The organism is Kitasatospora sp. CM 4170 (genome assembly GCF_032110285.1).
GTDB lineage: Bacteria > Actinomycetota > Actinomycetes > Streptomycetales > Streptomycetaceae > Kitasatospora > Kitasatospora aburaviensis.
Genome location: NZ_CP134877.1, coordinates 7,788,331 through 7,801,506 on the forward strand (window position 1 = coordinate 7,788,331; position 13,176 = coordinate 7,801,506).

Here is a 13,176-nt window from a genome sequence, read left to right on the forward strand (position 1 = left end):
CACCTCCGGAGGGGGCGGGGGAGGGGCGAGGGGCAGGGGCATGGCAGGGCTCCGCTAGGTGGTGGCGTGGGAGGGACAGCGGTGGGAGGGGCGGCGTGGGACGGCGGCGGTGGGAGGGGTGGTGCGGCCGGGGCCGGCCGCACCACCCCCGGGGCGGCCGGGTCAGCGCAGGTGGGCGGCCAGGACCGGGCCGATCACGTCCAGGGCCTCCGGCGTGGTGAAGCGGCTGTGCGGGATGTCCAGCGGGTGGTTCTCGATCGGGCCGTCCACGTGCTCGGTCCACAGCTCGGTCAGCGGGGTGCCGTCGGAGCCCCGGCCGGGCAGGGCCTCGAAGAAGAGCACCCGGCCCCGGTAGCGGCCGGGCCGCTCGCCCCGGGCCAGCGCGATGTTGTTGGCGGTCACCTTGACCAGCCGGTGCAGCGCCGCCGGGTCCAGCCCGGCCAGGACGCTGCCGCGCGCCCGCAGCAGCTCCAGCACGGCCTCGGCGGTGGGGAGTCCGTCGCCCAGGGCGTCGCCGTCGCCCGCCGGGGCGGCCGGGACGAGTGCGCCCGGCTCGTCGAGGTCGAGGCCGTCCAGCGCCAGCGAGAGGATCTCCGCGTCGCTGGGCCGGCCGGCGTGCCGGAACCGGCCGGTGGGGTGCGAGTCGAGCATCGCCAGCAGAGCCACCTCCTCGCCCGCCGCCTGCAGTTGACGGGCCAGCTCGTGGGCCACCGTGCCGCCGAACGACCATCCGAGCAGGTGGTACGGGCCGCTCGGCTGCACCTCGCGGATCAGCTGCAGGTAGTCGGCCGCCATCTCGGGGACGCTGCCCGGCAGTTCGCCGTCCCCGTCCAGCCCGCGGGCCTGCAGCGCGAACAGCGGCCGGTCGCGGTCCAGATGGCGGACCAGGCCGGAGTAGCACCAGCCGAGGCCGCCGCCGGGGTGCACGGCGAACAGCGGCGGACGGCTGCCGCCGGTCCGCAGCGGCAGCAACCGCCCGAGCCCGTCGGAGGATCCGGTGCCGCCCTCGCCGTCGATCCGCTCGGCGAGCAGGGCCACGGTCGGGGTCTCGAACAGGGCCCGCAGGCCGATCCGGACGCCCAGCTCGTCGCGGATCCGGGCGGTCAGCCGGGCGGCCAGCAGGGAGTGGCCGCCGAGGTCGAAGAAGTTGTCGTCGATGCCGACGGTTCCGGTGTTGAGGGTGGTGGCGAAGAGGCCGCAGAGGACTTCCTCGCGGGGGGTGCGGGGTGCGCGGCCGGCCCCGCCGGTCGTGGTGGCGGGCGCGGGGAGGGCGCGGCGGTCGAGCTTGCCGTTGGGGGTGAGCGGGAGGGTGTCGAGCAGGACGACGGCGGACGGGACGAGGTGGGCGGGGAGCTCGGCCGCGGCGGTGGCGCGGAGTTCGGCGAGGTCGGGGACGGCGTCGCCGGTGGGGACGAGGTAGGCGACGAGCCTCGGGTCGCCCGGGTTGTCCTCGCGGAGCAGGACGGCGGCCTGGGTGATGTCGGGTCGGGTGGTGAAGTGGGTTTCGATCTCGGCGGGTTCGATGCGGAAGCCGCGGAGCTTGATCTGGTCGTCGGTGCGGCCGAGGAACTCCAGCCGGCCCTCGCCCTGCGCGTCGGGGTTCCAGCGGCCGAGGTCGCCGGTGCGGTACATCCGGGAGCCGGGCGCGCCGAACGGGTCGGGCAGGAACCGCTCGGCGGTCAGGGCCGGGCGGCCGAGGTAGCCGCGGGTCACCAGGTCGCCGGCGATGTGGAGTTCACCGCCGACGCCGATCGGCACCGCGCGCAGTGCCTCGTCCAGCACGTACATCCGGGTGTTCCAGATCGGCCGTCCGATGGTGATCACGCCGGAGGGCGCGCTGTCGCCCGGCTCGATCCGGAACTCGGTGCAGCCGACGGTGGTCTCGGTGGGACCGTACTCGTTGATCACGGTGGCGCCCGGGTGCCGGCGGCGCCATTCGTCCAGTACCTCGCCCATCAGCGACTCGCCTCCGAGCACCAGCTGCTCGCTGGGTGAGAAGCGCTCGGGCAGCGCGGTCAGCAGCGCCAGGTGGCTCGGGGTGGCCTTGACGAAGGTCGGGCGGTCGAACTCCCCCGCCGCGGGCGCCTCGTCGTCCAGCTCGATCAGCTGGACGGTGCCACCACTGGTGAGCGGGGCGAACAGGCCGGTGACGGTGAGGTCGAAGGAGACCGGTGAGTGGACCAGGGCCCGGCCGGCCACACTGCCGTAGGCCTCGCGGGCCCAGGCCAGGTAGGCGTCCAGCGAGTGGTGCTCGACCACCACGCCCTTGGGGCGCCCGGTGGAGCCGGAGGTGTAGATGACGTAGGCCGGGTTGCGCAGCGACAGCGGCGCCGAACGGTCGGCGTCGGTGAGGTCGTGCGCGGGCAGGGCGGCCAGTGCGGCGGCCGTGTCCGGGGCGTCGAGCAGCAGGTGCGGGTGCCCGGTGGCGGGCAGGTGCGCGGCCGCCTCGGTGGTGGTGAGCACGCAGAGCGGCCGGGCGTCGGCGAGGGTGTAGGCGATCCGCTCGGCCGGGTGGGTGAGGTCGACCGGCAGGTAGGCCGCACCGGACTTGAGTACCGCGAGCACGGCCACCAGGGTCTCCACCGAGCGCGGCACGGCCAGGGCGACCAGTCGCTCGGGGCCGGCGCCGCGGGCCACCAGGTGGCGGGCGAGGCGGTTGGCCGCGGTGTCGAGTTCGGTGTAGCTGAGGGTGTCGGTGCCGCTGACGACGGCGGTGGCGTCGGGGGTGCGGGCGACCTGGGTGGCGAACAGCTCCGGCAGCGTCCGGCCGGGGAGCTCGCGGGTCGGGCCGTTCCAGTCGGTGAACAGGGCCCGGCGCTCCTGCTCGGTGAACAGGTCGATGTCGTGGATGGGGGTGTCGGGGTGTTCGGCGGCGCTCTGCAGGATGCGCTGGAACTGGTCGGCGAGGCGTTCGACGGTGGCGGGTTCGAAGAGGTCGGCGGCGTACTCGATGGTGACGGTGAGGCCGTCGGGGGTGCCGTCGGGGGTGTGCTGCTCGGTGACGGTGAAGGAGAGGTCGAACTTCGCCGTCCGGCCGGACTCCTCCTCCGGTCCGACCGGCGCCGCCGAGGCCCAACCGTCCGTTCCCGTGGTGGTGTTGTTGAGGGTGAGGATGGTTTGGAAGAGGGGGTGGTGGTGGGGGGTGCGGGTGGGGTTGAGGGCTTCTACGAGGCGTTCGAAGGGGAGGTCCTGGTGGGTGAGGGCGGTGATGTTGAGGTCGCGGGTGTGGTGGAGGAGTTGGGTGTGGGTGGGGTTGCCGGTGGTGTTGGTGCGCAGGACGAGGGTGTTGACGAAGAAGCCGATGAGGTGGTCGAGGTGGGGGTGGGTGCGGCCGGCGGTGGGGGTGCCGATGGGGAGGTCGGTGCCGGCGCCGTTGCGGGTGAGGAGGGTGGCGAGGGCGGCGTGGAGGGTGTGGAAGAGGGTGGCGTGGTGGGTGTGGGCGTGGGTGGTGAGTTGGTGGTGGGTGGTGGGGTGGGTGTGGGTGGTGTGGGTGCGGGCGTGGTGGGTGGGGTTGGTGGGTCGGGGGTGGTCGGTGGGGAGGGGGATGGTGTCGGGGAGGTTGGTGAGGTGGTTGGTCCAGTGGGTGAGTTGGGTGTGGAGGGGGGTGTGGGGGGTGTCGGGGTTTCCGAGGTGGTGGTGTTGCCAGAGGGTGTAGTCGGCGTACTGGATGGGGAGTTGGGGCCAGTTGGGGGTGTGGCCGGTGGTGTGGGCGTGGTAGGCGGTGGTGAGGTCGTGGGTGAGGGGTTGCATGGACCAGCCGTCGCCGGCGATGTGGTGGAGGACGAGGGTGAGGAGGTGGTGGTGGGGGGTGAGGGTGAACAGGGTGGCGCGGAGGGGGAGTTGGGTGGTGAGGTCGAAGGGGGTGGAGGCGAGTTCGGCGATGCGGGTGCGGGCTTCGGTTTCGTCGGTGGTGGTGTGGAGGTGGAGGGGGATGAGTCGGTGGGTGGCGGGGCGGATGTCCTGGTGGGGTTCGCCGTCGGTTTCGGGGAAGAGGGTGCGCAGGGTCTCGTGGCGTTCGACGACGTCGTCGAGGGCGGCCTGTAGGGCGGCGGTGTCCACCGCCTCGGTCAACCGCAGCACCACCGGGATGTTGTAGGAGGCGCGCTCGGTCTCCTCCATCCGGTTGAGGAACCAGAGCCGGGACTGCGCGGACGAGAGCGGGATGCGCTCCGGACGCTCCGCCCGCACCAGCGGCGGCAGTGCCGTGGCGGGCCCGGCCTGCTCCAGGCGCTCGGCGAGGGTGGCGACGGTCGGCGCCTCGAAGAGGTCACGCACGCCCAGCTCGGCGTCCAGCTCGGTGCGGACGGCCGCGACCAGGCGCATCGCCAGCAGGGAGTGGCCGCCGAGGTCGAAGAAGTTGTCGTCGATGCCGACGGCTTCGGTGTTGAGGGTGGCGGCGAAGAGGCCGCAGAGGACTTCCTCGCGGGGGGTGCGGGGTGCGCGGCGCGTCGTTCCTGCAGAGGTGACCGGGGCCGGCAGGGCGCGGCGGTCGAGCTTGCCGTTGGGGGTGAGCGGCAGGGTGTCGAGCAGGACGACCGCGGACGGCACCAGGTAGGACGGCAGCCGGGCCGCGGCGGTGGCGCGGAGTTCGGCGAGGTCCGGGACGGCGTCGCCGGCCGGCACCAGGTAGGCCACCAGGCGCTGATCCCCCGGGTTGTCCTCGCGGAGCAGGACGGCGGCCTGGGCGATGTCGGGTCGGGCGGTGAAGTGGGCCTCGATCTCGGCGGGTTCGATGCGGAAGCCGCGCAGCTTGATCTGGTCGTCGGTGCGTCCGAGGAAGTCGAGGGTGCCGTGAGGGTTCCAGCGGCCGAGGTCGCCGGTGCGGTACATCCGCGAGCCGGGCTCGCCGAACGGGTCGGGCAGGAACCGCTCGGCCGTCGCGCCCGGACGCCCCAGGTAGCCGCGGGCCAGGCCGGCGCCGGCGATGAACAGCTCGCCCGGCACCCCGACCGGGACCTGCCGCAGTCCGGCATCCAGTACCTGGACCCGCATGTTGTCCAGGGGGCGGCCGATCGGCACGGCGCTGCCGAGCTCGTCCCCGGCGGCCATCGGGTGCCGGGTGGCGAAGACGGTGGTCTCGGTCGGGCCGTAGCCGTCGACCACCCGCAGCCCCGGGTGGACGTCGAGCACCCGGCGCACCGCGGCCGCCGGGACGACGTCGCCGCCGGTGAGCACCTCGCGCACCCCGGCCAGGCTCTCCGGCGCGTCCTCGGCGAGCAGCCGGAACAGGCCGGCGGTCAGCCAGAGCGCGGTGATCCGGTGCTCGGTGACCAGCCGCCCGATCCGCTCGGCGTCCAGCTCGCCGGCCGGCGCCACCACCACCTGGCCGCCGCTCAGCAGGGGCACCCACAGCTCGTAGGTGGCCGCGTCGAAGGCGTGCGGGGAGTGGAACAGCACCCGCCGGTGGTGGCCGTCCTGCTGCCACCAGTGGTCGGCGGCCAGCGCCGCCACGTCCGCGTGGGTGACGGCGACGCCCTTGGGCGTGCCGGTGGAGCCGGAGGTGTACATCACGTAGGCGAGCCGCTCCGGCTGGACGGCCGGGCAGGGGCGCACCGGGACGGCGCGGGCGGGGGCGTCCGGCAGCGGGAGCGAGACGTCCACCACCCGCACGCCGGCCGCCGCCCGGGCCCGGACGAACGGCAGGTCGCGGGTGGCCGCGTCCACCAGCAGCAGTTCGGCGCCGGTGTCGGCGAGCACCAGCTCCATCCGCTCGGCGGGCCAGCTCTCGGACAGCGGCACGTACGCGCTGCCCGCCCGCACCACGGCCAGCGTGCTGACCACCAGCGCCGTCGAGCGCTGCTGGAGCAGCGCGACCCGGCTCTCGGCGCCCGCGCCCAGCGCGGTGAGGTGGCGGGCGAGGCGGTCGGTGGCGGTGTCGAGTTCGGTGTAGCTGAGGGTGTCGGTGCCGCAGGCGACGGCGGTGGCGTCGGGGGTGCGGGCGACCTGGGCGGCGAACAGCTCCGGCAGGGCGGCGGCGGGCAGCGGGTGGGCGTCGCCGGTGGCCAGCGCGGCGAGCTCGGCCCGTCCGGCCTCGCCCAGCAGGTCGATGTCGTGGATGGGGGTGTCGGGGTGTTCGGCGGCGCTCTGCAGGATGCGCTGGAACTGGTCGGCGAGGCGTTCGACGGTGGCGGGTTCGAAGAGGTCGGCGGCGTACTCGATGGTGACGGTGAGGCCGTCGGGGGTGCCGTCGGGGGTGTGCTGCTCGGTGACGGTGAACGACAGGTCGAACTTGGCGGCGCGCTCGAACTCGACGTCCTGGGAGTCGAGTTCGCTGGTCACCGTGGTGGTGTTGTTGAGGGTGAGGATGGTTTGGAAGAGGGGGTGGTGGTGGGGGGTGCGGGTGGGGTTGAGGGCTTCTACGAGGCGTTCGAAGGGGAGGTCCTGGTGGGTGAGGGCGGTGATGTTGAGGTCGCGGGTGTGGTGGAGGAGTTGGGTGTGGGTGGGGTTGCCGGTGGTGTTGGTGCGCAGGACGAGGGTGTTGACGAAGAAGCCGATGAGGTGGTCGAGGTGGGGGTGGGTGCGGCCGGCGGTGGGGGTGCCGATGGGGAGGTCGGTGCCGGCGCCGTTGCGGGTGAGGAGGGTGGCGAGGGCGGCGTGGAGGGTGTGGAAGAGGGTGGCGTGGTGGGTGTGGGCGTGGGTGGTGAGTTGGTGGTGGGTGGTGGGGTGGGTGTGGGTGGTGTGGGTGCGGGCGTGGTGGGTGGGGTTGGTGGGTCGGGGGTGGTCGGTGGGGAGGGGGATGGTGTCGGGGAGGTTGGTGAGGTGGTTGGTCCAGTGGGTGAGTTGGGTGTGGAGGGGGGTGTGGGGGGTGTCGGGGTTTCCGAGGTGGTGGTGTTGCCAGAGGGTGTAGTCGGCGTACTGGATGGGGAGTTGGGGCCAGTTGGGGGTGTGGCCGGTGGTGTGGGCGTGGTAGGCGGTGGTGAGGTCGTGGGTGAGGGGTTGCATGGACCAGCCGTCGCCGGCGATGTGGTGGAGGACGAGGGTGAGGAGGTGGTGGTGGGGGGTGAGGGTGAACAGGGTGGCGCGGAGGGGGAGTTGGGTGGTGAGGTCGAAGGGGGTGGAGGCGAGTTCGGCGATGCGGGTGCGGGCTTCGGTTTCGTCGGTGGTGGTGTGGAGGTGGAGGGGGATGAGTCGGTGGGTGGCGGGGCGGATGTCCTGGTGGGGTTCGCCGTCGGTTTCGGGGAAGAGGGTGCGCAGGGTCTCGTGGCGTTCGACGACGTCGTCGAGGGCGGCCTGTAGCGCGCTGGTGTCCACCGCCTCGGTCAACCGCAGCACCACCGGCATCGCGTAGGCACTGGCCCCGCGCTCCATCCGGTTGAGGAACCAGAGCCGGCGCTGGGCGAAGGAGAGCGGCAGCACGTCGGGGCGCTCGGCCCGGACCAACGGCGGTAGCGCGGCGGCGGGCGCGGCCCCCGCCAGGCGCTCGGCCAGCTCCGCGACGGTCGGCGCCTCGAAGAGGTCGCGGATGCCCAGCTCGGCGTCGAGCTCGGTGCGGACGGCCGCGACCAGGCGCATCGCCAGCAGGGAGTGGCCGCCGAGGTCGAAGAAGTCCTCGTCGATGCCCGGCTCGCGGTCCGTGCCCAGCACCTCGGCGAAGATCCGGCAGAGGGCGGCCTCCCGCTCGTCGCGCGCGGCCCGGCCCGCGCCGGGGGCGGCCTCCTGGCGGGGCGGGGCCGGCAGCGCCCGCCGGTCCAGCTTGTTGTGCGCGGTCAGCGGCAGCGCGTCGAGCACCACCAGCGCGGACGGGACCATGTAGCCGGGCAGTGTCTTCGCCAACTCGGTGCGCAGGGCGGCGGGTTCGACCTCGGCACCGGGTGCCGGGACCAGGTAGCCGACCAGCTGCCGGTCGCCCGGCCGGTCCTCGCGGACCACCGCCGCTGCTGCCGCCACCGGCTCCAGCGCGGCCAACGCGGCCTCCACCTCGCCCAGTTCGATCCGGAAGCCGCGGATCTTCACCTGGTCGTCCAGCCGTCCGAGGAACTCGATCGCGCCTCCCCCGTCCTCCGGCCGGAGATGGCCGGACGGCAGCCGGCGGGTCAGGTCGCCGGTGCGGTAGAGCCGGGCGCCGGGCTCGCCGAACGGGTCCGGGACGAAGCGCTCGGCGGTCAGGCCCGGGCGGCCCAGGTAGCCGCGGGTCACCTGGGCGCCGCCGATGAACAGCTCGCCCGGCACCCCGACCGGCACCGGCTCGCCCCGGCCGTCCAGCACGTACGCCCGGACGTTGCCGAGCGGCCGGCCGATCGGCACGGTCGGGGTGGCGGCGAGCTCCTCGGCCCGCGGGTGGTGGGTGGTCACCCCGACCGTGGTCTCGGTGGGGCCGTAGTGGTTGAGGACCTCGCACTCGGCCCGGCCGAGCAGCTCGCGGACGAAGGTGCTGGTGGAGCCCTCGCCGCCGAGGATCAGCCCGCGATTGGGGAGCACGCGGTGCTCGGCGCCCGGGCCCTCCAGCGCCGCCAGGTGGGAGGGGCTGATCTTCAGGTAGTCGATGGAGTGCTCGGCGAAGTAGGCCGCCAGCCGCCGCCCGTCCGAGGCGGTGTCGGCGTCCACCATGTGCAGCGTGCCGCCGCCCAGCAGCGCGGCGGACAGCACGGTGACGCAGGAGTCGAAGGTGAACGGCTGCACCATCGCGTACCCGGCCTCCGGCGCCAGGGCCAGCGCGGAGACCACGGCGGTGCGGTAGTTGAGCACCTGCCGGTGCTCGACCACGACGCCCTTGGGGCGTCCGGTGGAGCCGGAGGTGAACAGCACGTAGGCGGCCTGGCCCGGGTCGACGGCCACCGCGGGGGCGGTGTCGGGCAGCGCGTCGAGGGCCAGCTCCTCCACCACGACGGCCTGCACGCCCGCCGGCAGCCGGCCGGCCGAGCCGGCGCGGGTGACCACCACGGGGGCGGCGGTGTCGGCGAGCATCATCGCCATCCGCTCCTGCGGCTGGGCCGGGTCGATCGGCACGTAGCAGCCGCCGGCCTTGAGCACGGCCAGCAGCGCCACCACGGTCCACGTGCCGCGCTCCAGGCAGATGCCGACCGGGGTCTCGGCGCCGACGCCGAGCCCGCGCAGGTGGTGGGCCAGCCGGTTGGCCAGCCGGTCCAGTTCGGCGTAGCGGTGGGTGCCGTCGGCGCCGACCACCGCGACGGCCTGCGGGGTCCGGGCGGCCTGCTCGGCGAACCGGCCGTGGAAGGTGCCGGCCGGCACCTCCAGGGCGGTCGCGTTCCAGCCGTCCAGCACCAGCGCGCGCTCCGCGGCGGTGAGCAGCGGCAGCCGGCCGACCGCGCGGTGCGGGTCGGCGCAGGCCTCGCGCAGCAGGGTGGCGTAGTGGGCGAGCAGGCGCTCGGCGGACCGCTCCTCGTACCGGTCGGTGCGGTGCACCAGGGTCAGCACGAGGGTGTCGCCGGTCTCCGAGACGGTGAACGTCAGATCCCGCTTCGCGTCGGCCGGGCCGGTGCCGTCCAGCGGGCGCAGCACCAGTTCGCCGGGCCCGGCGGCCGGCCCGGCCGGGCCGGGAGCGCCGCCCGGTGCGGCCTGGTCGAGCACCAGCATGGTGCGCGCCAGCCCCTCCGGGGAGCCGGCCCGCAGTCGCGCGGCCAGCTGCTCGAAGGGCACCTCCTGGTGCTGGAAGTCGCGCCGGGTCGCCTCGGCGGCCCGGTCCAGCAGGTCGGCGAAGGTCGGCTCGCCGGAGACGTCGCCGCGCAGCAGCAGGGTGTTGACGAAGCAGCCGACCAGTCCTTCGAGTTCGGTGCGCTCGCGGCCGCCGACCGGGGTGGCGACCACCGGGTCCTCCCCGCAGCCGTAGCGGTGCAGCAGCGTCTGGAGGGCGGCCAGCGCCACCGTGAAGAGCGTGGTCCGGTGCCGCGCGGCCAGGGCCCGCAGGCCCGCGGTCACGTCGGCGGGCAGCTCCAGGCTGTGCGAGCCGGCGCCGGGACCGTCCTCGGGGCGGCCGGTCGCGGTGGCCGGCGGCGGGGTGTCGGTCAGGCCGGACAGCCGCTGCTGCCAGTAGTCCAGGCTCTCCCGGTACGCGGCGCCGTCGAGGCGGCCGCGCTGCCAGGCGGCGAAGTCGCCGTACTGCACCGGCAGCGGCGGCAGCTCCGCGCCGGCCGGCCCGTCCGCCTGCCGGTAGGCGGCCTCGACCTCGCCCAGCAGCACGTTCACCGACCAGGCGTCGACCGCGATGTGATGGACCGTCAGCAAGAGTGCGTGCTCCTGCTCGCCGGTGCGCAGCAGGGCGGCCCGCAGCAGTGGCCCGGAGGCCAGGTCGAAGGGGGTGTGCGCCTCCTCGGCCAGCCGCTCGCGCACCCGCGCCCCGGCGTCCGCCGTCGACCGGAGGTCGGTCACCGGAAGCTCGAACCCGTCCTGCTCGTGAACCAGTTGGACCGGCGAACCGTCCGGCCCGGCGGCGAAGGTGGTGCGCAGCACCTCGTGCCGGGAGATCACCGTGCGGAACGCCCGGGCCAGCCGCCCGGCGTCCAGCGGCCCGGTGCAGGCGACCGCCATCGGCACGTTGTACGCCGCCGACTCGGGGGCGAGCTGCTGGGCCAGCCAGATCTGCTCCTGGGCGAAGGAGAGCGGCACCGGTGCCCCCGGGGTGCGGCGCGGCACGCCGGCCGTGGCGGCCGGGCGCCGGGCCAGCCGCTCGCGCAGCCGGGCCTCCAGCCGGGCCCGCTGGTCGGGCGACAGCTCGGCGATCCGGCGGGCGGTGTCGGCGGCGGAGCCGACGGCCCCGGCGGCGGCAGCGGCAGCGGAGGCGGTGGCCTCGGCGGCGCGGCCGCTCGACGACGCGGCGGTGGCGGACTGGGTGGTGCTCACGGTGCTCTCCCCGGAGAAGGTCGGACCGGCCCGAAGGCGCTGGGCGGAAGGCGGAGTTGGGGTGGTGGCCGGCGTTGGGCGCTCAGAACAGGACGCGGGAGCCGGCGGCGGCCCGGGCGTCGCGGGACTTGCGCAGGTCGCGGGCCACGTTGACCCGCTTGAGCCAGCGGTCGGTGCCGTCGAAGCGCGCGGCGAAGGAGCTGCGGCCGTGCACCGCACGGTAGTTGTCGACGAAGACGATCTCGCCGGGGGCCAGTGCGGCGCCGCCGAGCCGGCGGTCGATCTCCGCGGAGAGCCGCTGGAGCGCGCCCCGGGCCTCCTCGTCCAGGCGGTCCAGGTCCATGAAGTACGGGTCCAGGCAGAGGTACGGGTCGCTGGGCGAGCCGAACAGCACCGGCACGGGCGCGGCGTCGTCGCGCATCCGCTTCAGCCGGTCGTACGCCTCGTCGAGCAGTTCCGCACCGCCCGCGAGGGCCCGGCCGGGCCCGCTGTCGAGCATCTGGAGGTGCGAGTTGTCCGGCAGCATGTAGAACCGCGGTTCGGCGAGGACCCGCCGGTCCTCGGCGGAGATGTCCAGGTCCTGCACGCCGACGAAGGTGGTCGGTACCCGGTCCGGGTTGCGCAGGCAGAGCAGGCCCACGTAGTCGCCCCGGTAGGGGTGGAAGGCGTCCTCGACGTGCCAGAAGATGGTCTGGTTGCTGCCGGTGCCGATCTGCTCGTCCTCGTGGCCCTTCACCGGCAGCACGTCGTGCACCAGGTAGCCGTCCTGCTGGGTGGCCCAGGCGACCGGCTCGCCGAGCAGGGCCCCGCAGAGCAGCAGGAAGATCTCCTCGCGCAGCGCCGGGGAGACGCCGGTGCGGTGCTGCCAGTGCGCCGGGGTGGCGCCGATCCGGTCCTGGTCGACCCGGTAGCCGGAGACCACGCAGGCGCCGGCCGGCTCGTGCAGCCGGAAGTCGGTCAGGAAGCGGCGCAGGGCGAGCGGCAGCCGGTGGGACTGGACGGCCAGTTCGTCCTGGAGGGCCTGGTCCTCGACGCTGCCGTGCCGGTCGGCCAGTTCGTCGAGCAGGGCGGCGACCGCGTCGGCGTCGGCGGGGTCGAGTGCGAGGGTGTGCATGGGTGTCACCTCGGTGGGTCGGTGGTGCGGGAGGGCTCGGCGGAGCCCGGACGGAAGAGCGGCGGGGAAGGCCGGCGGTCGGGCCTGCGGGCCTCAGCCGGCTGCGGGCAGCAGCGCGGCGAGCCGGTCGAGGCCGGCGGCCAGCTCCGCGGAGGAGCCGCCGAAGCCGAGCCGGATGTGCCGCGGGGCGCCGAAGCAGACGCCGGGCACGACCAGCACGCCGTGCTCGCGGTCGAGCCGGTCGGCGAACGCGGTCACGTCCGCCACCGTGGTCAGCTCGGGGAAGGCGGTGACCCCGCCGGCCGGCAGGTCGGCGTGCACCCGGTCGCGGTGCTCGGCCAGCCAGTCGGCCAGCACCGCGCGGTTGGCGGTGGCCTGGGCCAGCCGGGGGCGGAGCAGCTCGTCGGCGTGCCGGACGGCGTGCGTGGCCACCGCCTCGACCAGCGGGGAGAGCGCCAGGCTGGTGTAGTCGCGGCGGCGCACGCAGCCGGCGAGTACCTCGGGCGCGGCCAGTGCCCAGCCGACCCGCAGGCCCGGCAGGCCGTACGCCTTGGACAGGGTGCCGAAGGAGATCGCCCGGGGGTAGCCGGGGGCCGGGTCGGGCAGCGGCTCGCGGTCGTAGACCAGGTGCTGGAAGGCGTTGTCCCAGGCGAGCCAGGTGCCGTACCGGGCGCAGGCGTCGACGATGGCGGCCTGCTGCTCCCCGGTCACCGTGGCGCCGGTCGGGTTGTGCGGGAAGTTGACCACCACCATGGCGGTGGCCGGGCCGATCAGCGCCAGCAGCTCGTCCTCGTTGGTGACCACGCCGTGCGCGGTGCGCATCGCCCAGGGGACGATCCGGCAGCCCAGCGAGGCGGCCACCTCGACCAGCGCGTGGTAGGCGGGAGCCTGCACCACCACCTCGTCGCCGGGCTTCAGCAGGGCCTGCATGACCAGGTAGACGGCCTCGCTGGAGCCCTGGGTGGCGATCACCGAGCCGGGGTCGGTGCCGTGCCGCTCGGCGAGCGCGGCGCGCAGCGGTTCGCCGCCGAGCGAGTGGCTGTCGCGGAACATGATGCCGCCGAGCGAGGCGGCGTCGGTGCCGGCCAGGGCGAGGACCTGGTCGACGGTGTAGTTCTCGACACCGCTGCTGCTGATGTCGTAGGTGGTGGTGAAGTAGCGCTCGCGGAGCCAGTCCTCCAGCAGGGCGGGGGCGATGGTCACGGGGTTCCTCCAGGCGGCGGATCGGGAAGGTGGGCAGGTGGGTGGGCCCGGTGGCCGGCCGG

The 13,176-nt window shown here is 74.7% G+C and carries 3 protein-coding genes; all 3 read right to left on the bottom strand.

The features are described 5' to 3' along the window. Window positions 1–162 precede the first annotated feature (162 nt). The 3 genes from RMN57_RS32705 to vioD all read right to left on the bottom strand — a co-directional run bounded on the left by RMN57_RS32705 (window position 163) and on the right by vioD (window position 13,114). On the bottom strand, window positions 163–10,797 hold the full coding sequence (locus RMN57_RS32705) for a non-ribosomal peptide synthetase (protein WP_313766901.1): 10,635 nt from the start codon (window positions 10,795–10,797) through the stop codon (window positions 163–165). A gap of 82 nt (window positions 10,798–10,879) precedes the next feature. After that, a complete protein-coding gene (gene gntD, locus RMN57_RS32710) occupies window positions 10,880–11,911 on the bottom strand; it encodes a guanitoxin biosynthesis L-enduracididine beta-hydroxylase GntD (protein ID WP_313766902.1) in 1,032 nt (343 codons plus the stop codon). A 93-nt stretch (window positions 11,912–12,004) separates the two neighbouring features. After that, window positions 12,005–13,114 (bottom strand): capreomycidine synthase, encoded by a 1,110-nt coding sequence (vioD, locus tag RMN57_RS32715; RefSeq protein ID WP_313766903.1) that lies wholly within the window; start codon window positions 13,112–13,114, stop codon window positions 12,005–12,007. Window positions 13,115–13,176 lie beyond the last annotated feature (62 nt).